The sequence below is a fragment of the Kitasatospora sp. NPDC001261 genome (genome assembly GCF_042896795.1).
GTDB lineage: Bacteria > Actinomycetota > Actinomycetes > Streptomycetales > Streptomycetaceae > Kitasatospora.
Map to the genome: position 1 here is coordinate 15,603 of NZ_JBIAXP010000040.1, position 24,374 is coordinate 39,976.

General features: G+C 77.2%; 5 protein-coding genes. 4 read left to right on the top strand and 1 reads right to left on the bottom strand.

Going from position 1 to position 24,374, the window contains the following annotated elements; all coding sequences use genetic code 11:
* Positions 1-4: 4 nt before the first annotated feature.
* Positions 5-1,051, bottom strand: coding sequence for a lactonase family protein (locus ACFY4B_RS38515; protein WP_387975859.1), 1,047 nt, complete (start codon positions 1,049-1,051; stop codon positions 5-7).
* Between the two features lie 251 nt (positions 1,052-1,302).
* On the opposite strand from ACFY4B_RS38515, the gene ACFY4B_RS38520 reads away from it, so the two are divergent.
* The 4 genes from ACFY4B_RS38520 to ACFY4B_RS38535 all read left to right on the top strand — a co-directional run bounded on the left by ACFY4B_RS38520 (position 1,303) and on the right by ACFY4B_RS38535 (position 24,367).
* Positions 1,303-3,132, top strand: a complete 1,830-nt coding sequence (locus ACFY4B_RS38520; RefSeq protein ID WP_387975862.1) for a glycoside hydrolase family 15 protein — start codon at positions 1,303-1,305, stop codon at positions 3,130-3,132.
* Complete coding sequence (locus tag ACFY4B_RS38525; protein ID WP_387975865.1) at positions 3,129-4,541, top strand: glucose-6-phosphate dehydrogenase; 1,413 nt, start codon at positions 3,129-3,131, stop codon at positions 4,539-4,541. The genes ACFY4B_RS38520 and ACFY4B_RS38525 overlap by 4 nt, the downstream gene beginning before the upstream one ends.
* Before the next feature lie 919 nt (positions 4,542-5,460).
* The gene (locus ACFY4B_RS38530; protein ID WP_387975868.1) at positions 5,461-6,828 is read left to right on the top strand and encodes a serine hydrolase domain-containing protein; all 1,368 of its coding nucleotides are present in this window, start codon (positions 5,461-5,463) and stop codon (positions 6,826-6,828) included.
* A gap of 127 nt (positions 6,829-6,955) precedes the next feature.
* Positions 6,956-24,367 carry a non-ribosomal peptide synthase/polyketide synthase gene (locus ACFY4B_RS38535; protein ID WP_387975871.1) on the top strand — a complete coding sequence of 5,804 codons (17,412 nt, stop codon included), beginning with the start codon at positions 6,956-6,958 and terminating at the stop codon, positions 24,365-24,367.
* The last annotated feature ends 7 nt before the right edge of the window (positions 24,368-24,374 follow it).

Below are 24,374 nucleotides of genomic sequence, written 5' to 3' on the forward strand. Positions count from 1 at the left end.
CGCGTCAGGCGAACAGGACGGTGGACGCCGCCGGGACGGCCAGCGAGCCCGCCCGGCGGGGGACACCGGTGGCGGTGTCCAGGTCGAACCAGGTGACGTCGCCGGAGTGCTGGTTCGCCGCGTACAGCCGGGTGCCGGTCGGGCCGAGCACCAGGTCGCGCGGCCAGCGGCCCCCGCAGGGCACCGAGGTGACCACGTGCGCCCGCTCGCCCGTCGCGTCGAGGGCGAGCACCACGATGGTGTCGGTGCCGCGCTCGGCCGCCCACAGGAACCGGCCGTCGGGGGAGACCACCGGGGCCGACGGCGAGACCGGGCCCTCGACGCCGTCCGGGAACAGCGGGACCTCCGCGACCGGTTCGAGCGCCCCGGCCGCCGCGTCCCAGCGGCAGACCGTCACGACGGGGCGCAGCTCGCCGAGCACGTACGCGTGCCGGCCGGAGGGGTGGAAGGCGAGGTGCCGCGGCCCGGTGCCGGGCGGCAGCGCGGTCTCCGCGTGCACGGTGAGCGCCCCCGTCGCCGGGTCCAGGGCGAGGACCCGCACCGCGTCGGTGCCGAGGTCGACGGCGAGCACCCAGCGCCCCGACGGGTCGGGGAGCACCTGGTGGGCGTGCGGGGCCCGTTGGCGGTCCGGGTGCGGCCCGCTGCCCCGGTGGCGCAGCACGGTGGCCGGGGGCCGCGGCGTGCCGTCGTCGGCGAGCGGCAGCACGCTGACGCTGCCGGAGCCGTAGTTGGCCGTCAGCAGGTGGCCCCGGCTGAGGCTCAGGTGGGTGGGGTGGTCCCCGTCCACCGGGACGGGGGCGCCGAGCGGGCGGGGCACCGGGGCGGCGATGTCGTGGGCGGTGACGGCGCCCGGCTCCGTCTCGGAGACGGCGTAGAGCACCGGGCCGCCGGCGGCGAGCCCGAGGGCGAGGTAGGACGGGTCGACGGCCTCGACGACACCGGTGGCGGTCAGCGCCCCGGAGTCCGGATCCAGCGCGGCCAGGACGATCCCGCGCCCGCCCTCCGAGGTGAACGACCCGATGAAGGCCCGCTCCGCGCCGCTGTCCGCCACCGCAAACCTCCGTCGTCCACCATCCGCCGTCCGGGCTCGAACGCTAGCAGGTGCGGGGTCCGGGCTCTTTCGCCGGAGAGCGCTTTTTCACTGGAAAGCACCGCTGCCGGAGCGGCCGGATCGCGGACCGGCCCGATCCCCGGGAACGTGGGAGCCGTTGGCCGCGCGGCCGGGTCGCCGTCGGCCCGGCGGTCCGCACCGGGACGACGCCCCTTCGACCACCCCCCTTGGCGCTGCGGAAGCGAGGCGGCATGTACGACCCCGACCCACCGTTCCGGCCGGTCCGCCGCCGGAACGGGTACCCGCCGCTGGAGGACCTCGGCCTGATCGGCAACGGCGCGACGGCCGCGCTGGTCGGCCTGGACGGCGCCGTCCCGTGGCTGTGCCTGCCCCGGTTCGACTCCGAGCCGCTGTTCTGCGGCCTGCTGGACCACGCCCGGGGCGGGCACTTCACCCTCGCCCCGGAGGGCCTGGTGGAGGCCAGGCAGCGCTACGAACCGGACACCGGCGTGCTGGTCACCGAACTGCGCGGCCCCACCGGCCTGGTGCGCGTCACCGACGCGCTGACCCTGCGCTCCGGCGCCGACCTCACCGACGACGCGCCGGCCGACCGGGGCGAACTCGTGCGCTCGGCCGTGGTGCTGGACGGGACGGTCCGGCTGCGGGCGGAGCTGGAGCCGCGCGGCGGCGCGCAGGCCCGCGCCCTGTTCAGCGGACTGGAGGTGCGCCCGCACCGGCGCCCGGACCTGCGGCTGCACCTGCGCTCCAACCGCCCGCTGACCGGTCTGCACAGCACTTACGAACTGCGGCAGGGCGAACGCCTGGACCTGGTGCTCTCCTGGGGCCGCTTCCACCGCCACCACCGCTTCGACACCGACGCGACGCTGAAGGCCACCGCCGAGGCCTGGCGCCGCTGGATGGGGCACTTCGCGTACGACGGCCCCCAGGAGCCCCTGGTCCGGCGGGCCGCGATCACGCTGAAGCTCTGCGACGACTGGGCCAACGGCTCGCTGGTCGCCGCCCCCACCTCCTCGCTGCCCGCGCCGATCGGCGGGATCCGCAACTGGGACTACCGCTACAGCTGGATCCGCGACGCGGCGTTCGCCGTGTTCGCCCTGCGCCGGATCGGCTTCGGCGGCGAGGCCGACGCCTTCCTCGGCTGGGTCCTGGACGCCTTCGAGACCAGCCGGCGGCCCCGGATCATGTACGACCTGCGCGGCGGCCCGGTGCCGGACGAGGTCGTGGACGGCGAACTGGAGGGCTACCAGGGCTCGGCCCCGGTGCGCTGGGGCAACGGCGCGACCGACCAGCGCCAGCACGACGTCTACGGCGAGATCCTGGACTGCGCCCACCAGTGGCTGCGCTCCGGCGGCGAGATCCAGCCCGCGCTCTGGGCCGGCCTGGCCGAGCTGGCCGACGCCGCCCGGCAGGCCTGGCGGGAGCCGGACCAGGGCATCTGGGAAGTGCGCAGCGAGGGCCGGGTGTTCACGTACTCGGCGGGCCTGTGCCAGGTGGCCCTGGACCGGGCCGCCCGGATCGGCGAGCGGCTCGGCCGGTCCGACGGGCCGGACCGCTGGCGCGCCTCGGCCGAGGAGTTGCGCCGGCTCGTCCTGGAGCAGTCCTGGGACGAGGACGCCAAGACCCTCAGCGCCCACCTGGACGGCGGCGGCACGCTGGACGCGAGCCTGCTCGCGCTCCCGCTGCGCCGGGTGGTGCCGGCCGACCACCCGCGGATGGTGGCGACCGCCGCGGCCGTCGCCGAGCGCCTGTCGGCGGGCGGCGGGCTGCTCTACCGCTACCTGCACGAGGAGTCCCCGGACGGGCTGCCGGGCGACGAGGGCGCCTTCGTGCTGTGCAGCTTCTGGCTGGTCGACAACCTGGTCGGCCAGGGCCGGACCGACGAGGCCGGCGAGCTGTACGCCTCGCTGTGCTCCCGGGCGAGCCCGCTGGGGCTGGTGTCCGAGCAGATCGACCCCTCCACAGGAGAGTTCATGGGCAACTTCCCCCAGGCGTTCAGCCACATCGGGATCATCTCCAGCGGCGTGAACCTGGCCCGGGCGAGGGCGGGGGGACGGGCATGATCGACCGGCTCGCGATCCTCGGCGCGACCGGGGACCTCAGCGCCCGCTTCCTGCTGCCGGCGCTGGCCGCGCTGCGGGCGGCGGGGCACACCGGCGACGCGCTCCGGGTGACCGGGGCGAGCCGGGAGGACTGGGACACCGGGCGGTACCGGGCATGGGCCGCGGAGCGGCTCGACCGGCACGGCGGCGCCCTCCCGGCCGGGGCCGGGGAGGCGGTGGTGTCCGCCCTCGACTACCGGCGGGCCGACGTCACCGACCCCGCCGACGTGGCCGCGGTCGTCGCCGGAGAGGGGCCGGTGGCCGTCTACCTGGCCCTCCCGCCGGCGCTCTTCCCCGCCGCGGTCACCGCCCTGCACGCGGCGGGCCTGCCGGAGGGCAGCCGGATCGTCCTGGAGAAGCCGTTCGGCGAGGACCTGGCCGGCGCGCGGGAGTTGAACCGGCTGCTCGCCGAACTCCTGCCGGAGCGGGCGGTGTTCCGGGTCGACCACTTCCTGGCCATGACGACCGTCCAGAACGTCCTCGGCAGCCGGCTGGCCAACCGGGTGCTCGAACCCCTCTGGAACAGCACCCACATCGCCGAGGTGGACATCACCTGGGACGAGACGCTGGCGCTGGAGGGCCGGGCCGGGTACTACGACCGGGTCGGGGCGCTCAAGGACATGGTCCAGAACCACCTGCTGCAACTGCTCTGCCTGGTGGCCATGGAACCGCCGCTCACGCTCGGCGAACGGGACCTGCGCGACCGGAAGGTGGACGTGCTGCGCTCCGTACGGCCGCTGACCGAGCACGACGTGGTGCACCGCACCCGGCGGGCCCGCTACCTGCCGGGCCGGATCGGGGACCGGGACGTCCCCGCGTACGCCGAGGAGGAGGGCGTGGACCCGGCGCGCGGCACCGAGACCTTCGCCGAGGTGGAACTGGAGCTGGACAGCTGGCGGTGGGCCGGGACGCGGTTCCGGCTGCGCAGCGGCAAGGCCCTGGGGGCGGACCGCAAGGAGGTCGCGGTGCACTTCCGCCCGGTGCCCCACCTGCCGTTCGGCCCCGGCGGGAAGAGCCACGGCGGGAAGGGCCCCGGCGGGAAGGGCCCCGGCGGGGAGGCCCGGCCCAACGTGCTGCGGTTCGAGCTGGAGCCGGAGGGGCTTGCCCTGGACCTGACCGGCATCGGCGCCCACGCCCACGAGCTCGTCCCGCTCTCGCTGACCGCGCGGATGGAGCCGCAGGACCTGCCCGCGTACGGGCGGCTGCTGCTGGACGTCCTGAACGGCGATCCGGCGCTGTCCATCCGCGGCGACGAGGCCGAGGAGGCCTGGCGGGTGCTCGAACCGGTGCTGGCCGCCTGGGAGCGGGGGCTCGTCCCGCTGGACGAGTACCCGGCGGGCTCGCAGGGGCCGCCGCCGCACTGGTGGTAGCCGCGCCGGTGCCCGGGTGACCGGCCGGTGGGGGGCCGGTCGGCCGGGGCCCGGGCGCTCGGGCCCCGGGCAGTGCCACTCGCGGCCCGCCCGGCGAATTCCGTCGCATTCCGGCACAGCAATCCCAGGCATCACAGTCACCACATTCGTCACAGGCGCCCGGTAAATCACTCGGCTATTTCGACGAATGACTGTTCGAGTGGCTGGTGGGATCCGAACCTTATATTTTCGGCCAAAGAATTCGCGCCCGTTCTCGGGCGTTCCGGGCGCGGCCGGGAGTCGCACCTGGGATTTTGGCGTTCCGATTACCGACGGCGGTCGCTCTCCGTTCAATCGGAAGGGGTTGCGAGCGGCTGACCCGCCGTGAAGACTGTTGCGCGTTCGTCGTCCGGACGTTCGGGACGACAGGGATTGTGCGACTCCCCGACCGTGTCGGCGCGTTCCGCGCGGCGGTTGCGGGGGTGGATCGCCAAAAGGGGGAATGGGCATGCCGGGTACGGCCGTTGCGCAGGTGGGGGCCGGGAGAGCGGCCGGCCGCCGGGGGACGGTTTTCTGTTCGAACGTGCCGGCGGGGTAAGAGTATTCGGAGGCTCGCGGTTCACCGCGATCCGGTCCGCCGTTCATCGCGCGGAGGGAAATCCGGATCGTATTCGCACCGCCCGGTCCGGGCGCGCCGACGCGACCGCGGAACGGCTCCGCGAGGGCGGGTGCGGTGCCCGGCCGCGGGCGTCCGGGGATTCCCGTTCCCGGGGCCGGACGGCCTCCGCCGGCCGGGCCGACGCCGATTCCCTCCGTTCCCGCGCGTCCTGAAGCAGGCGACGACGGCCGGGAATTCCCGCTGTGCCGCCTCCCAATCCGCGATTCCACCGCGGGCGCCCGGCGCGCCCGCACCCGAGATCCAGTCAACGGGAGTTCCGCCATGCCGTACGCCAGTCCGGCGCCCGCCCGCGAGCGGTCGCCGCTCCTCCTGCGCGGCGAGCTGCAGCACCGGCTCGACACGCTCGCTCGCGCCCACCGGGTGCCCGGCGCCCAACTGGTGCTGGACACCGGCCCGGAGGCCGTCGTCCTGCACACCGGGGTGGCCGACACCGGCACCGGGGCACCGTTCACCGAGGACACCGCCGTTCCGGTCGGATCGCTCACCAAGCCCTACACGGCCGCCCTGGTGATGCTGCTCGCCGACGACGGCGACCTCGACCTCGACGAGCCGGCCGCCGAGCACCTCCCGGAGCTCCGGCAGCTGCCTGAAGTAACGATTCGTCAGCTGCTGAGCCACACCGGCGGACTGCCCACCGGACCGGACTCCGACGCCGCCGCCCGCACCACCGCGACCCGCTACCTGTCCGCCGTCTGCACCGCCCCGGACGCGCTGTTCCCGCCCGGGACGGACTTCTCCTACTCCAACGCCGGCTACGTCGCCGCCGGGCGCCTGGTCGAGACGGTGACCGGGATGCCCTGGCACGAGGCGGTGCGTGCCCTGCTGCTCGAACCCTTCGGCACCGGGCCGGTGTTCGTCGACACCGCCGCCCCCGGACGGCCGGTCGCCGCCGGGCACGCGCTCAACGCCGCGACCGGCCTGCCCCGGGCCGTCCGGCAGAACCTGGCCCCACTGGAGGCCCCGGCCGGCGCCCTGCTGGCCAGCGCCGCGGACCTCGCCGCGCTCGGCGCCGCCCTGGTCGGCCGCGCCAAGGTGCTGCCCCCGGACACCGCCGAGCTGATGCGCCGCCCGGAGCCCGGCGCCCGGCCGGGAGCGCTCGCCGACGGCTGGGGCGCCGGCGCGGCGCTCTACCGGCAGGACGGGCGGCTGTGGTGCGGCCACGACGGCAACGCCATGGGCACCTCCTGCCACCTGCGGGCCGACCCGGACAGCGGCCTCGTGGTCGCCTTCACCGGCAACGCCGGCGCCGCCACCGCCCTCTGGCGCGAACTCGCGTCAGAGCTGGAGGAGTTGGCCGGAGTGCGGGTGCCCGCGGGGATCGAACCGGTCGGCGCGGGCGGACCGGTGCTGCTCGCCGCCCCGGCGACCCTGGCCGAGTGCGCGGGCGACTACCGCAACGGCGCCATCCGCTACCGGGTCGAGCCGGCCGGCGCCGGACCGGCCACCCTCTCGGTCGACGGCGACCTCCCGATCCCGCTGCGCTGCTACGCCGACCTCTCCTACGACCTGATCGCCCCCGACACCGGGCGCCCCGAACCCGGCGGGCGCTTCCACCGGGACCCGGCCACCGGCCGGATCGACCGGGTGCAGGTCTCCGGGCGCACCGCCCGCCGGGCCGCCGCCGACTGAGCCGACCGGCCCGGCCGCCGTACGCCCACCCCTGCACCGACACCCCGCACCGTTCCCCGGGGCCGAGGGCCGGCCACCGCCTGCCCCGCCGCCCTCGTCGTCGCCCCCCTCGGAAGGACCTTCCGCCATGGCCGACCGGCCTGCCCAGCCCGTGCGCCCGACCGCTCCGCCGCAGGCGCCGGCCGGTGGCAACACCGCACCGTCGGCGGCGCCCCGGACCCTGGACGCCCTGTTCGCCGCCCAGGCGGCCCGCACGCCGCACGCGCCCGCGCTGACCGACGGGCGGCGCAGCTGGACGTACCGCGACCTGGCCGAGCGCGTCGAGCGGCTGGCCCGCGACCTGCGCCGGCGCGGCGCCGGGCCGGAGCGGACGGTGGCCCTGGTCCTGCCGCGCTCCATGGAGCTGGTCGCCGCCGAGCTGGCCGTCGTCCGGGCGGGCGCCGCCTTCCTGCCCGTCGACCCGGGCTACCCCGCCGAGCGGCGGGCGCTGATGCTCGCCGACGCCGCCCCCGCGCTCGTCCTGGACGACCCGGCCGCCGTCCGCGCGGCCCTGGAGACGGAGCGCCCCGAGGACCGGGACCACACGGACCTCCCGTCCGCCGACGGCACCGACCACCCGGCGTACGTGATCTACACCTCGGGCTCCACCGGGACGCCCAAGGGCGTGGTCGTCACCCACCGGGGGATCGCCGGCTTCACGGCGGCGGCCGTCGAGAACTACGCGGTCGGGCCGGGCGACCGGGTGCTCCAGTTCTCCTCGCCCAGCTTCGACGCCTCCGTCCTGGAACTGTTCGTCTCCGTCCTCACCGGCGCCACCCTGGTGATCCCCCCGGACGGCCCCTGGCTCGGCGAGGAGCTCGCCGCCGTCCTGGACGGGCAGCGCATCACCCACACCCTGATCCCGCCCGCGGCCCTGGCCACCGTCCCGGCCGGCGCGGGCCGCCACCTGCGCACCCTGATCGTCGGGGCCGAGGCCTGCTCCGCCGAGCTGGTCGACCGCTGGGCGCCCGGCCGGCGCATGGTCAACTCCTACGGCCCCACCGAGGCCACCATCGTCGCCACCTGGACCGGCCCGCTCACCGCCGGCACCGGCGCGCCCACCATCGGCGGCGCCCTGCCGCACGCCCGGGTGTACGTGCTCGACGAGGCCATGCGGCCCCAACCGCCCGGCACCGACGGCGAGCTGTACCTCGGCGGCGAGGGCGTCGCCCGCGGCTACCTCGGCCGCCCCGGCCTGACCGCCGCCCGCTTCGTCGCCGACCCCTTCGGCCCGCCCGGCGCCCGGCTCTACCGCACCGGCGACCGGGCCCGGTTCACCGCCGACGGGGAGCTGGAGTTCCTCGGCCGGCTCGACCGGCAGGTCAAGGTCCGCGGCTTCCGGATCGAGCCGGGCGAGATCGAGGCCGCGCTGCGCGCCCACTCCGCCGTCGACCAGGCCGTCGTCGTGGTCCGCGAGGACGAACCGGGCCACACCCGGCTGGTCGGCTACGCCACGCCCGCCGACCCGGAACTGCCCCCGGACCCGGCCGCGCTGCGCACCGCCCTGGCCGCCGCGCTGCCCGCCCACCTGGTGCCCGCCGTCGTCGTCGTGCTGCCCGCCTTCCCGCTCACCCCGCAGCTCAAGATCGACCAGCGGGCGCTGCCCGCGCCCGCCCGGCAGGGCGCCGCCGGCGGGCTCGCCCCGCGCACCGAACGGGAGCGCGCCCTGGCCGCCGTCTGGGCCGAGGTCCTCGGCCTCGACGCGGTGGGAGCCGAGGACGACTTCTTCGACCTCGGCGGCGACTCCGTCCTCGCCGCCCGCACCCTGGCCCGGATCACCGAGCGCCTCGGCGTCCGGCTCACCCTGCGGGACGTCTTCACCGCCCGCACCGTCGCCGCCCTCGCGCCGCTGCTCGACCGGCCGGCCGCCGCCGCGCCCACCGGGCCCGTCCCGCCCGCCCCGCGCGGGGAGCCGCTGCCGCTCTCCAGCGCCCAGCGCCGGCTCTGGTTCCTGGAGGACCTCGCCACCGGCGGCACCGGCAACCACACCGGCGTCGCCCTGCGGCTGCACGGCGACCTCGACCGGGAGGCCCTCGGCCGGGCCCTGCGGCGGCTCACCGCCCGGCACGACGCGCTGCGCACCACCGTCACCGCCGTCGACGGGCGGCTCGAGCAGCACGTCGCCGAGCGGGCCGACCTGCCGCTGCGCACCGAGGACCTCGGCGCCCTGCCCGCCGGCGAGCGCGCCGAGGCGGCCGACCGCCTGCTCGCCGAGGAACTGGAGCGGCCCTACGACCTGGCGCGGGGCCCGCTCAGCCGGGCGCTGCTGGTCCGGCTCGCCGCCGACGAGCACCTGCTGCTGCTGGCGCAGCACCACATCGTCACCGACGGCTGGTCGGTCGGCGTCCTCACCCGCGAACTGGCCGCCCTCCTGCGGGCGGAGGCCACCGGCGAACCCGACGGCCTGCCCGCCCCCGCCCTCCAGTACCCCGACTACGCCCACTGGGAGCAGCACCGCCCGGCCGACCACGCCCCCGACCTCGCCTACTGGAAGCGCACCCTGGCCGGCCTGCCCACCCTGCGGCTGCCCACCGACCGCCCCCGGCCCGCCGAGCGCGCCGGCCACGGCGCGGCGCACCGCCACCACCTCCCGGCCGAGCTGGTCGACCGGCTGCGCCACCTCGCCGCGGGCCGCGGCACCACCGTGTTCACCCTGTTCGCCGGGGCGTCCGCGCTGCTGCTCTCGCGCCACTCCGGCCAGCGGGACGTGGCCCTCGGCACCGTCGTCAACGGGCGGGAGCGGCGCGAGCTGGAGGAGGTGACCGGCTTCTTCGTCAACACCGTGGTGCTGCGCGGCGACGTGGACGAGCAGGCCACCGTCGACCGCTTCGTGGAGTCCATGCGCACCACCCTGCTGGACGCCTTCGCCCACGCCGAGGTGCCCTTCGACCGGGTGGTCGAGGAACTGGCCCCGCCCCGCGACCCCAGCCGCACCCCGCTGGTCCAGGTCGCCGTCGTCCAGCAGACCCCCGCCGCCCCGGCGCCCGCCGGCGGGCTGCGCTTCACCGACCACCCGCTGCCCCGCCCGGCCGCCCGCTTCGACCTGGTGCTGGAGTTCACCCCCGACGAGGCCGACGGCGGCTGCACGCTGACGGTCGAGTACGACACCGACCTGTTCGACCGGCGGACGGTGACCGCGCTGGCCGCCCACCTGCACCGGCTGCTGGCCGGGATGGCGGACGGGCCGCGGCGCACCCTCGCCGAACTGCCGATGATCCCCGAGGAGGAGCAGCGCGCGCTGCTCGCCTCCCGGAAGCCGCCGCGGGAGCTCCCGGGCACCGACCCGGCCCGGCCGTCCGGATGGAGCCGGGTCCACGTCCTCGACCGCGCTCGGCGCCCCCAACCCGTCGGGGTGCCCGGCGAGTTGTACCTCGCGGGCTACCTCCCGGAGCAGCCGGACGAGCGGCTCGTCCCCGACCCGTACGGCGCGCCGGGGGAGGCGATGTACGGCACCGGGGAGCTGGTGCGGTGGACCGCCGACGGCGGACTGGAGCACCTCGGCCGGGTCGAGGAGCGGGCGAAGCCCCGCGGCGGGGAGACCGACCCGGCCCCTGCCCCCGCCGCGGCCGCCCCCCGCCACGTCGCCCCCCGGACCCCCGCCGAACGCGCGCTGGCCGGCATCTGGGCCGAGGTGCTGCGGCTGGAGCGGGTCGGCGCCGACGACAACTTCTTCGACCTCGGCGGCGACTCCATCCTCGGCATCCAGGTGGTGGCCCGCTCCCGGCAGGCCGGACTGGCGGTGACCTCCCGGGACCTCTACCGCCACCAGACGGTCGCCGCGCTCGCCCTGGCCGCGGAGGACGCCGAGGCGCCCGCCGCGCCCGCGCCGGTGGCCGCCACCGGGGAGGCCGCGTTGACCCCGATCCAGCGCTGGTGGTTCGAGCGGGCCGCCGGCCGGGCCGGCCACTTCGCCCAGGCCGTCTCCCTGCTGCTGCCTGGCGACCTCGACCGGGCGGCGCTGGAGGAGGCCCTGAACGACCTGGTCGCCCACCACGACGCGCTGTGCTCCGCCTTCACGGCCCCGGAGGACGCCCCGGACGGCGCGGGCGCGGTGCGCTGGCGGATCCAGGAGCCGACGGCCCGCACCACCCTGGCCCGGTACACCGGCCCCGACCAGGACACCCCGCACTTCGGGCCGTACGACCTGGCCGGCGGCGCCCCGCTGCTGCGCGCCGTCCTGCACGAGCGCGCCGACGGCCGGCCCCCGGTCCTCCACCTGGCCGTCCACCACCTGGTGGTCGACGGGGTCTCCTGGCGGGTGCTGCTGGAGGACCTCGACACCGCGTACCGGGCCCGCCGCGAGGGCCGGGACGGCGCGGCCGCCCTCCCGGCGAAGTCCTCGCCGCTGCGGCAGTGGACCGAGCGGCTGAGCGCCTTCGCCGCCGCGGGCGGCTTCGAGGACGAGTCCGCGTACTGGGCCGAGGCCGTGCCCGGGCAGTCCGACGACGAGCCCGGGAAGCCCGCCGCCGAGCCGTTCCCCGCCGAGCCCTTCCCCGCCGAGTTCGACGGCCCCGACAGCTACGCCACCGAACGCTCCGTCACCGTCCGGCTGAGTCCCGCCGACACCGCCGCCCTGCTGCGCACCCTGCCCGACACCTACCGCACCCAGGCCAACGACGTGCTGCTGAGCGCGCTGGGCCGGGCGCTGTGCGGGGCGAGCGGGCTGGAGCGGGTCGTGGTGGACGTCGAGGGCCACGGGCGCGAGGAGCTGTTCGCCGACCTCGACCTCGGCCGTACGGTCGGCTGGTTCACCACCCGCCACCCCGTCGCCCTGGCCGTCCCCGCCGGGGCCGGCTGGGACACCGTCCTCAAGCAGGTCAAGGAGCAGCTGCGCGCCGTCCCCCGGCGCGGCCTCGGCTTCGAGGCGCTGCGCCACCTCGGCCGCCCCGGTACGGCGCCCGAGGTGCCGGCCGCCCGGATCAGCTTCAACTACCTGGGCCGCATCGCCCTGCCGGACGATCCGGACGGGCTGTTCCGCGGCACCTTCCGGCCGCTGGAGCTGGACGCCGACCCGGCGGTCGGGCGCCCCCACCCGCTGGAGGTGGTCGGCCGACTGGACGGCGACGCGCTGGAGTTCACCTGGTTCCACTCCGCCGCCGTCCACGGCAGTGCCACCGTCGAGGCGCTGGCCCGGCGCTTCGCCGAAGAGCTGGCCGACCTCGCCCGCCACGCGACCACCCCCGGCGCCGCCGGGCGCACCCCGTCCGACTTCCCGCTCGTCCGGCTCGACCAGCCGGCGGTGGACCGGATCACCGGCGCCGACCCGGGCGCGGTGGAGGACGTCCTGCCGCTCACCCCGACCCAGTCCGGCATGCTCTTCCACGGCCTCGCCGAGGAGGACAGCGGCGCCTACTTCCAGCAGCTGGACTTCGTCCTCGACGGGGTGCCCGACCCGGCCCGCCTCGCCGAGGCCTGGCAGTGGGTCACCGACCGCACCGCGGTGCTGCGCGCCCACGTCCGCTGGCAGGAGGTGCCCGAGCCGCTGCTGGTGGTGCACCGCCGGGTGGCCGTGCCGGTCGGCCACCTGGACTGGCGCGCGCTGCCCGAGGAGGAGCGCCGCACCCGGCTGGCCGAGCTGCTGGACCGCGACCGGGCCCGCGGCCTCGACCTCGCGCGGGCTCCGCTCCAGCGGCTGCTGCTGATCCGCCTCTCGGAGAGCCGGGTGCGGGTGCTCTGGTCGTTCCACCACCTGGTGCTGGACGGCTGGAGCCTGTTCCAGGTGCTCTCGGACGTCTTCGCGGTGCACGCCGCCCTGGCCGCCCCCGGAGCGGAAGTCCCGTACGGCACCGTGCCGGAGCGCCGGCCCTACCGCGACTACCTGGCCTGGCTGGGCGGGCGCGACCACGCCGAGGCCGAACGGCACTGGCGCACCCGCCTCGCCGGGCTGGTGGAGGCGACGCCGCTGCCGTACGACCGCGAGCCGGTGCAGAGCCACCGCGCGGAGTCCACCCGGGCGGTGCCGTTCACCCTGCCCGCCGCCGCGACCAGGGCGCTGGAGGACCTCGCGCGCGGCTCCGGACTGACCCTCAACACCCTGGTCCAGGGCGCCTGGGCGGTGCTGCTGGGCCGCCAGGCCGGGCGCGCCGAGGTGGTGTACGGCACCACCTCCTCCGGGCGGCCGCCCGAGCTGCCCGGCGTCGAGTCGATGACCGGCCTGTTCATCACCACCCTGCCGACCCGCACAACGGTGCCCGCCGAGGGGACCCTGCTGGACTGGCTCCAGGCCCTCCAGCGGGAGCAGAGCGAGGACCGGCGGTACGGCTTCGTCCCGCTCACCCGGATGCGGGCCGGCACCGGACTGCCCGAGCAGACCGGCCTGTTCGACAGCCTGGTGGTCTTCGAGAACTACCCGGTCGACGAGGACGCGGCCGACGCCCACGGCCTGCGGCTGCGCGACCTGGACGGCATCGAGACCACCAACTACCCGCTCGCCCTGCTCGCCTACCCCGGCCCGGAGCTGTCCCTGCGGCTCTGCTACGACCCGCGGCTGTTCGACGAGTCCACCGTGCGGCGGCTGGCCGGCCGGCTCACCGCCGCGCTGACCGGCCTGCCCGCCGGCGCCCACCGCCCGCCCGCGCGGCTGCCGCTGCTGACCGCCGAGGAGCGGCACCGCGTCCTGGTCGACTGGAACGCCACCGCCGCCGAGCAGCCCGCGGCCGACATCGCCGAGCTGTTCGCCGAGCAGGTGCTCCGCACCCCCGGGGCGGTCGCCCTGGAGGCCGGCGACGAGCACCTGACCTACCGCGAACTGGACGCCCGGGCCGCCGAGTTGGCCGGACGCCTGGCCGCGCACGCGGTCCGGGTGGAGCAGCCGGTCGGGGTGCTGATGGAGCGCTCCGTCGAGCTGGTCGTCGCCCAGCTGGCACTGGTCCGCACCGGCGGCGTCTTCGTGCCGCTGGACGGCCGGGCGCCGCGCGAGCGGCTGCACCGGATGCTGGCCGAGGCGGGCGCCGAGCTGCTGCTCACCGACGCCCGCTGGGCGGACACCGCCGCCGAACTGCGCCCCGCCGAGCGGGTGCTGCGCGTCGACCGGCCGGACCGCACCGGCGCGCCGGCCGCGCCCCCGGCGGCCGTCCACCCCGACAACGTCCAGTACCTGATGTTCACCTCCGGCTCCACCGGCACCCCCAAGGGCATCGCGGTGCGCCGCCGGGACGTCGCCGCGCTCGCCCTGGACCGCGCCTTCACCGGCCACGACCGGGTGCTGGTGCACTCCCCGCACGCCTTCGACGCCGCCACCTACGAGCTCTGGGTGCCGCTGCTGCGCGGCGGCACCGCCGTCCTCGCCCCGCCGGAGGACCTGGACGCCGCCGCCGTCCGGCACGCCGTCACCGAGCGGGGCGTGACCTGCCTGTGGCTGACCGCCGGGCTGTTCCGGCTGCTCGCCCAGGAGGACCCGGGCTGCCTGCGCGGCGCCCGCGAGGTGTGGACCGGCGGCGAGGCGGTGCCCGGCGCCGCCGTCCGCAAGGTCCTGGCGGCCTGCCCCGGCCTCACCGTGGTCGACGGCTACGGGCCGACCGAGACCACCACCTTCGCCACCCGCCGGGCCTTCCGCGAGGGCGACGAACTGCCCGCCACGCTGCCGATCGGCCGCCCGCTGGACAACACCCGGGTGTACGTCCTGGACGGCGCGCTCCAGCCCCAACCGCCGGGCATCACCGGTGAGTTGTACATCGCCGGGGCCGGGCTCGCACGCGGCTACGCGGGCCGCCCCGGTGAGACCGCCGCCCGCTACCTCGCCGACCCCTTCGGCCCGCCCGGCGCCCGGATGTACCGCACCGGCGACACCGTCCGGTGGAGCGCGGACGGTGAACTGCACTTCGTCGGCCGCGCCGACGACCAGATCAAGATCCGCGGCTTCCGGATCGAACCCGCCGAGATCGAGGCCCGGCTCACCGCTCACCCGGCCGTCGCCGAGGCCGTGGTCTCGCTCCACCAGGACGCCGGACGCAAGCGCCTGGCCGCCCACCTGGTGCCCGCCGAGGGCGCCGAGCCGCCCGCCGCCGCCGATCTGCGCGCCCACCTGGCCGCCGACCTGCCCGACTACATGCTGCCCGCGGCCTTCGTCACGCTGCCCGAACTCCCGCTCACCGCCAACGGCAAGGTGGACCGCCGCCGGCTGCCCGCCCCCGACTGGTCGACGGGCGGCGACCGCCCCCACCGCGCCCCCGGCACCGACCGCGAGCGCCTGCTCGCCGCGATCTGGGCCGAGCTGCTCGGGGTCGGACGGGTCGGGCTGGACGACGACTTCTTCCTGCTCGGCGGCGACTCCATCCTGAGCATCCAGGTCGTCTCCCGGGCCCGCGCCGCCGGCCTCGCGCTCTCCCCGCGCGACCTGTTCCGGCACCCCACCGTCGCCGCCCTGGCCGCGGCCGCCGGCAGCGCCGTCACCGTCGCGGGCACCGAACCGGTCGGCGGCGAGGTCGGCCTGACGCCGATCCAGCACTGGTTCCTCGACCCGAACCCGCCGTACGCCCACCACTTCGACCAGTCCCTGGTGGTGGAGGCCCCCGGCGCCGTCGACCCCCGGGCCCTGCGCCGCGCCCTGGCCGCCCTGTGGGCCCATCACGACGCGCTGCGCTCCCGCTTCACCCGCTCCGAGGACGGCACCTGGCGGCAGCACTGCGCCCCCGCCGAGGAGGCCGCGCCCGAGCTGCTGGAGGTCCACGGCCACGGCACCGAGGAGGCGGTGACCGCGGCCGCCCACGCCTCCTTCCGGCCGGCCGACGGCCCGCTGCTCACCGCCCGCCTGTTCAGCGGCGACGCGGACCGCCCCGACCGGCTGCTGCTGGCCGTCCACCACCTGGTGGTCGACGGCGTCTCCTGGCGGGTGCTGCTGGAGGACCTGGAGACCGCCTACCGGCAGGCCGTCGAGGGCCGCCCGCTGCGGCTGCCCGCCCGCACCAGCTCCGTCCGGGAGTGGGCCCGCCGCCTGGCCGCGCACACCGCGGCCGGCGGCTTCGACGGGCAGCGCGACCACTGGGCGGCCGCCGCCCGGGCCTGCGCCACCCCGCTGCCGGTGGACGGCGACGGTACCAACACCGCCGCCGACCTGCGCGAGGTGACCGTCCGGCTGGACCGCGACCGCACCGACGCCCTGCTGCGGCAGGTCCCCGCGGTCTACCGCACCCGGATCGACGACGTGCTGCTCACCGCGCTCGGCCGGGTGCTCGCCGACTGGACCGGGCGCGGCACCGTCGCCGTCGGCCTGGAGGGCCACGGCCGCGAGGACCGGCTGTTCGACGGCCTCGACCTGTCCCGCACGGTCGGCTGGTTCACCTCGCTCTTCCCCGTCGCCCTCGACGTCCCGGCGGGGGACTGGGGCACCGCCCTGAAGGCCGTCAAGGAGCAGCTGCGGGCGGTGCCCGACCGCGGCCTCGGGTACGGCGCGCTGCGCCACCTCGCCCGGGACGCGTCGCTCGCCGACGCGCCCGCCCCCGGCGTCGCCTTCAACTACCTGGGCCGCTTCGACTGGTCCGCCGACGGCGCCGCCCTGGTCCGCGCCGTCCCCGGCGGCCTCGGCGGCGCGGAGGCGCCCGGCACCGAGCGCCCCCACCTGCTGGACGTGGTCGCCCGGGTCGAGGACGGCGAGCTGGAGATCGGCTGGTACTACAGCGCCGGCCGGCACCGCGCCGACACCGTCACCGGGCTCGCCCACGCCATGCTGGGCGCCCTGGAGGAGATCGTCGCCCACTGCGCCGAGCCCGGCGCGGGCGGCCGCACCCCCGCCGACTTCCCGCTCGCCCGGCTCGACCAGGCGGCCGTGGACCGGATCGCCGGGGACGGCCGAGCCGTCGCCGACGTCTACCCGCTGACCCCGATGCAGGCCGGGATGCTCTTCCACAGCCTGCTCGACCCGGACGGCGACACCTACGTCAACCAGGTCCAGCTGGTGCTGGACGGGGTCACCGACCCGCACGCGCTGGCCGAGGCCTGGCAGCGGACCGCCGACGCCAACGCGATCCTGCGCACCCGGCTCAGCTGGCAGGACGGCGCCGAACCGCTCCAGGTCGTCCAGCACCGGGCCGCCGTCCCGGTCGCCCACCACGACTGGACCGGCCGCCCCGCCGAACAGGTCGAGCGGGACACCGCCCGGCTGCTCGCCGAGGACCGGGCGGCCGGCATCGACCTCGGCGGCGCGCCGCTGCTGCGCCTCGCCCTGATCCGGCTGACACCGACCCGGGTCCGGGTGGTGTGGACCTTCCACCACGTGCTGCTCGACGGCTGGAGCGCCGCCCAGGTCTTCGACGAGGTGTGCGAGCGCTACGCCGCCCTGACCGCCGGACGCGCCCCCGCTCCGGCCGAACGGGCGCCCTACGCCGACTACCTGCGCTGGCTGGCCGGCCAGGACGGGGCGGAGGCCGAGCGGTACTGGCGCGACACCCTGGCCGGCTTCCCCGCCCCCACCGAACTGCCCCGGGACCGCCGTCCGGCCGGCGCCCACCGCGCCTCCTCCTCGGCCTCGGTGCGGGTCGCCCTCGGCGCCGAGCTGTCCGAGCGGCTGCGCGACACCGCCCGGCAGGCCGGGCTGACCGTCAACACCGTGCTCCAGGGCGCCTGGGCGCTGCTGCTCTCCCGCTACGGCGGCGGGGACGACGTGGTGTTCGGCACCATCGTCTCCGGCCGGCCCGCCGAACTCCCCGGCGTCACCTCGATGGTGGGGCTGTTCATCAACGCCCTGCCGACCCGGGTGCGGATCGACCCCCGGCGCCCGCTGCGGGAGCTGCTGCGGGAGGTCCAGGACCACCAGTCCGAGGCCCGCCGGCACGACGCCGTCTCGCTGGCCCAGCTCCAGGGCTGGAGCGAACTGCCCGGCGGCACCGCCCTGTTCGACAGCCTGGTGGTCTTCGAGAACTACCCCTTCGACGCCCAGTCGCTGACCCGGCACGGCCTCGGCGTGGAGACCGAGCAGGTGCTGGAGCCGACCAGCTACCCGCTCAGCGTGGTGGTCGCCCCCGGCGAGTCCATCGAGGTCGGCCTGGACCACGACCCGGCCCTCTTCGACACCGCCACCGTCGAGGGGCTCGGCGCGGGCCTGCACACCCTGCTCGCCGGAATGGCGGCCGGCCTCGACCGGCCGGTGGGCGAACTGCCGCTGCTGGACCCGGCCGAGGGGCGCGCACTGGTGGCCCGCCTCGGCGGGGCGGTCACCGAGGCACCGGACGGCACCCTGCCCGAGGCCTTCGCCCGGCAGGCCGCCCGCACCCCCGACGCCCCGGCGGTCCGCTCCGGCGACGAGCAGCTGACCTACCGGGAGCTCGACGAGCGCTCCAACCGGCTGGCCCGGCTGCTGATCGCGGCCGGGGCCGGCCCCGAGCGCTTCGTCGCGCTCGCGCTGCCCCGCACCGTCGAACTCGCCGTGGCACTGCTCGCGGTGCTCAAGAGCGGCGCCGCGTACCTGCCCGTCGACCCCGGCTACCCGGCTGAGCGGATCGCCTACCTCTTCGAGGACGTCCGGCCCGACGCCGTCGTCACCGGCACGGCGACCGCCGGCCGGCTGCCCGACGGCCCGTCCACCCGGATCGTGCTGGACGACCCGGCCTGCCGCGAGCGCCTGGCCGCCGCCCGCGCCGACGCCGTCCGCGACGAGGAGCGGCACGGCGCCCTGCGGCCGGAGCACCCCGCGTACGTCATCCACACCTCCGGCTCGACCGGCCGCCCCAAGGGCGTCGTGGTCGCCCACAGCTCGGTGCTCGCCCTGACCGACTGGGCCGCCGCCGAGTTCGCCGACGGCGGCCTGGCCCACGTGCTCGCCGCCACCTCGCTCAACTTCGACGTGTCGGTGTTCGAGATCTTCGCGCCGCTGCTCTCCGGCGGCCGCGTGGAACTCCTGCGCGACCTGCTGGCGCTGGCCGAGCGCCCCGGCCCCTGGCGGGCCGGCCTGCTCAGCGCGGTGCCCTCGGCCCTCGGCGGACTGCTCGCCGACGGCGCCGTGCGGCTCGCGGCGGACACCGTGGTGCTGGCCGGCGAGGCACTGCCCGCCCGCACCGTGCGCCAGGTCCGCGAGGCCGTCCCCGGCTGCCGGGTGCTGAACGTCTACGGCCCCACCGAGGCCACCGTCTACGCCACCGCCCACACCTGCGACCCCGCCGACCCGGACCGCGACCCGCCGATCGGCCGCCCGGTCGGCGGCGCCCGGGCCTACGTCCTGGACGAGCGGCTGCGCCCGGTACCCGTCGGCGCGCCCGGGGAGCTGTACCTCGCCGGCACCGGCGTGGCCCGCGGCTACCTGCACCGCCCCGGCCTGACCGCCGCCCGCTTCCTGCCCGACCCGTACGGCCCGCCCGGCGCCCGGATGTACCGCACCGGCGACCGGGTGCGCTGGAGCGCCGACGGCGGCCTCGACTACCTCGGCCGCGCCGACGACCAGGTCAAGGTGCGCGGCTTCCGGATCGAACTCGGCGAGGTCGAGGCCGCGCTGGCCCGCCACCCCCGGGTCTCGGCGGCCGCCGCCCGGGTGGTCGACCAGGACGGCCACAAGCGGCTGGTGGGCTACGCGGTGCCGCGCGACGGCGCCCTGCCTGACCAGGCCGAGTGGCGGGCCTTCCTCGGCGACACCCTCCCCGGCCACCTGGTGCCCGCCCTGGTGGTGCCGCTGGAGCGGCTGCCGCTCGGCGCCACCGGCAAGCTGGACCGGCGCGCCCTGCCCGAGCCGGTGTGGGCCGCGCCCGCGACGGAGGCCGGCCGGCCCCCGCGCACCGACACCGAGCGCGTCCTCGCCGCCATCTGGCGCGAGGTGCTCGGGGTGCCCGACGTGAGCGCGGACGACAACTACTTCGCCCTCGGCGGGGACTCCATCCTCGGCATCCAGATCGTCTCGGCGGCCCGCCGGGACGGCCTGGCGCTGACCCCCCGGCACCTGTTCGCCCACCAGACCCTGGCCGAACTCGCCCGCGCCGCCGAGCGCTCACCGCGCCCCGAGCCCGCCGCCGACCAGGGCGCGGTGGTCGGCGAGGCCCCGCTCACCCCCGTCCAGCACTGGCTGCTGGACACCCTGGACGGCGACCCGGCCCGGCTCACCCAGTCCGTCTCCTTCACCCTCGCCCCGGACACCGACGAGGAAACCCTGCGGGCCGCGCTGGCCGCCGTCCTGGACCACCACGACGCGCTGCGGCTGCGCTACGAGCCGCTCGCCGACGGCCGGTGGCGCCAGCACGGCACCGCCCCCGGCCAGGCCCCCGAACTGCGTCCGCACGAGCTGCCCGCCGCCGAGGGGGAGCAGCGCGCGACCGTCCTGCGGGACCTCGGCGAGCGGCTGGCCGAGGGCTTCGACCTGGCCGCCGGGCCGCTGCTGCGGGCCGCGCTCTGCCGCTTCGCCGACGACCCCCGCCCGGTGCTGCTGCTGGCCGCGCACCACCTGGTGGTGGACGCGGTGTCCTGGCGGATCCTGCTGGAGGACCTGGAGCGCGCCCACCGCGCGCTGGGCGTGGGCGAGCGGCCCGACCTCGGCGCCAAGAGCACCTCCTTCCGGGCCTGGGCCGAACGGCTCGCCGCGCACACCGCGGCCGGCGGCTTCGACGCGGAACTCCCGTACTGGCAGGGCCTGGTGGACGACGACCTGCCGGTGGACCTGGACGGCGCCAATACGGCGGAGAGCGAGGAGTCGCTGACCTTCGCCCTGGACGCCGAGTCCACCCGCCGGCTGCTCCAGGACGTCCCGGAGGCCTACCGCACCCGGGTCAACGACGTCCTGCTCTGCGCCCTCGGCCGGGTGCTGGCCCGCTGGACCGGACAGGACAAGGTGCTGGTCGCCCTGGAGGGCCACGGCCGCGAGGAGCCCTTCGACGGCGTCGACCTCTCCCGCACCGTCGGCTGGTTCACCACGATGTACCCCGTCGCCCTGGACGTGCCCCCGGACGCCGACCCCGGCACCGCCCTGAAGGCCGTCAAGGAGAGCCTGCGCGCCGTCCCCGGCGGCGGCCTCGGCCACGGCGCCCTGCGCCACCTCAAGCCGGTGCCGGGCCTGGCGCTGCCGCGGATCGGCTTCAACTACCTGGGCCGGCAGGACTGGACCGCCACCCCCGGCGGCCTGCTGCACGCCCCGGCCGGCCCGCTCACCGGCGGCATGGACCGCACCGCCCGCCGCCCCCACCTGCTGGACGTGCTCGGCCTGGTCGCCGAGGGCCGGCTCTCCTTCACCTGGTCCTACTCCCGCGCGGTGCACCACAGCGGGACGGTCGCCCGGCTGGCCGCCGAACTGCTGGACGAGCTGCGGGAGCTCGTCCGCCACTGCGCCGAACCCGGCGCCGGCGGCCGCACCCCCTCCGACTTCCCGCTGGCCGGCCTCGACCAGGCCGGCGTCGACCGGCTGGCCGGCACCGGACGGGAGGTGACGGAGATCCAGCCGCTCACCCCCACCCAGACCGGCATGGTGGTGCACGGCCTGGACGAGGCCGAACACGGCCTCTACGTCGAGCAGATCACCTTCGTCCTGGACGGCGCCCGCGACCCGGGCCTGCTGGCCGCCGCCTGGCAGCACGTCGTCGACCGCACCCCGGTGCTGCGCACCTCGGTGGCGCTGCGCGACGTGCCGGTGCCGCTCCAGGTGGTCCACCGCCAGGCGCAACTGCCGGTCACCGAGCACGACTGGAGCGAGCTGGGCGAGGCCGAGCGCGCCGCCCGGCTGGAGGAACTGCTCGCCGAGCAGCGGGCCCGCCCGCTGGTCCTGGACCGGCCCCCGCTGCTGCGGCTCGACCTGGTCCGGCTCGGCCCGGACCAGGTCCGGGTGGTCTGGGCCTTCCACCACGTGCTGCTGGACGGCTGGAGCGTCTTCCACGTCCTCGCCGACGTGCTGGCCGCCCACGCCGCCCTCGCCCGGGGCGAGCGCCCCGAGCTGCCCGAGCGCCGCCCCTTCGCCGAGTACGTCCGCTGGCTCGCCGCCCGCGACACCGGCGCCGCCGTCGAGCACTGGCGCGGCGTGCTCGCCGACCTCGCCGCCCCCACCCCGCTGCCCTACGACCGCCGCCCCGCCCAGGGCGACACCGCCCGCTCCGGCGACTGGCTCTCGCACCGGCTGGACGAGGCCGCGACCGCGCGGCTCCAGGAGTTCGCGCGCCGCCACCGCCTCACCCTCAACACCGTGGTGCAGGGCGCCTGGGCGCTGCTGCTGTCGCGCTGGAGCGGGGAGCAGCGGGTCTGCTTCGGCACCACCGTCTCCGGCCGGCCCGCCGACCTGGCCGGCTCCGACGGCATCGTCGGCCTGTTCATCACCACCCTGCCCGCCCGGGTCGCCGTCGACGGCCGGCAGCCCTGCGCCGACTGGCTGCGCACCCTCCAGGAGGAGCAGGCCGAGGACCGCCGCTTCGACCACCTGCCGCTGGCCAGGATGCACGGGCTGAGTCAGGTCCCGCCGGGCACCGAGCTGTTCGACAGCCTGGTGGTCTTCGAGAACTACCCGGTCGGCGACGCCACGGCCGGCGCGTACGGCCTGCTGGTACGCGACCTGGACGCCCGGGAGGCCACCAACTACCCGCTCACCGTGGTCGTCTCGCCCGGCGAGCGGCTCGCCGTGGAACTCGGCCACGACCCGCGCTTCCTCGACCGGCGGACCGCCGGGCGGCTCGCCGACCAGCTGCTGCACACCCTGAACGCGCTGGCCGCCTCGGACGGCGCCACCCCGCTGGACGGGCTCGACCTGCTGCCGCCCGGCGAACGGGAGCGGCTGCTGCACGGCCCCGCCCGCCCGGCGCTCGCCCCGGTGCCCCCGGCGACCCTGCCCGCCCTGGTCGAGGCCGCCGCGGACCGGTGGCCGGAGGCCGTCGCGCTGAGCGCGGACGGCCTGGAGCTGACCTACGCCGAGGCCGAGGCGCACGCCAACCGCCTCGCCCACCGGCTGATCGCGCGCGGCGCCGGCCCCGGGGAGACCGTCGCCCTGCTGCTGCCCCGCTCGGCGGACACCGTGCTCGCCGAACTGGCGGTGGCGAAGACCGGCGCCGCCTTCCTCCCCGTCGACCCGCACTACCCGGAGGAGCGGATCGGGGCGATGCTGCGCGACGCGGCGCCCGCGCTGACCCTGGACGCCAAGGAGGTCGCCGAGCTGCTCGCCGCCGACCCCGACGGCGCCCCCGGCCACCGCCCCACCGACGCCGACCGCACCCGCCCGCTCGACCCGGACGACCCCGCCTACGTCATCTTCACCTCCGGCTCCACCGGCACCCCGAAGGGCGTCGTGGTCACCCACCGGGGCCTCGCCGCCTTCGCCGCCGCCGAGGCCGCCCACTACCAGCTGGCCCCGGGGGACCGGGTGCTGGCCTTCGCCACCCCCAGCTTCGACGCCTCCGTGCTCGAACTGTGCCTGGCCCTGCCGCACGGCGCCCGGCTGGTGGTGCCCGAGCCCGGACCGCTGCTCGGCGCCCACTTGGCCGGACTGCTCCGGGCGGAGCGGATCACCCACACCCTGCTGCCGCCCGCCGCCCTCGCCACCCTGCCGGCCGACACCCCCGGCAGCCTGCCCGCGCTGAAGACCCTGATCGTCGGCGCGGAGGCCTGCGGCCCCGACCTGGTCGCCCGCTGGGCCCCGCACCACCGGATGGTCAACTCCTACGGCCCCACCGAGGCCACCGTCGTCGCCACCTGGTCCGCGCCGCTCACCGCCGACGGCGCCGCCCCGCCGATCGGCCGCCCGCTGCCCGGCACCGGCGCGTACGTCCTGGACGCCCGGCTGCGGCCGGTGCCCGACGGCGTCCCCGGCGAACTGTGGCTGAGCGGACCGGCCCTGGCCCGCGGCTACCTCGGACGCCCCGGGCTGACCGCCGCCCGCTTCACCGCCGACCCGTACGGGCCGCCCGGCGGCCGGATGTACCGCACCGGCGACCTGGTGCGCCGCGACCGCCACGGCGAACTGCACTACCTGGGCCGCACCGACCACCAGCTCAAGCTGCGCGGCCACCGGATCGAGGCGGGCGAGGTGGAGGCCGTGCTGGCGCGCCACCCGGCCGTCCTGGACGCGGTGGTGAGCATCCGGGAGGACGAGCCCGGACTGCCCCGGCTGGTCGCCCACCTGCTGGCCGCCCCCGGCGCCGAACCGCCGACCGCCGCCGAACTGCGCGCCCTGGCCGCCCGCGCCCTGCCCGGCCCCATGGTCCCCACGGCCTTCGCGGTGCTGGAGCGCTTCCCGCTCACCGCGAGCGGCAAGACCGACCGCGCGGCCCTGCCCGCCCCCGACCCGGCCGAGGCCGAGCCGGCCGGACGGGTGGCCCCCCGCACCCCCACCGAGGAGGCGGTGGCGGAGATCTGGGCCGAGGCCCTGCGCACCGCCGTCGGCGCCACCGACGACTTCTTCCAGCTGGGCGGCGACTCCATGCGCGCCCTGCTGATCGCCTCCCGGGCCAACGACGCCTTCGGCGTCACGCTCACCCCCCGCGACGTACTGGTCTCCCGCACCGTGGCCGCCCTGGCCGACCTGGTGGAGGACCTGGTGCTCAGCGAACTCGAAGCCGCCGCGCTGGACGGCCCCGACGAACCCGCCGCCCCCGGCAGCCCCGACGATGACGAACGGTGAGGACCCG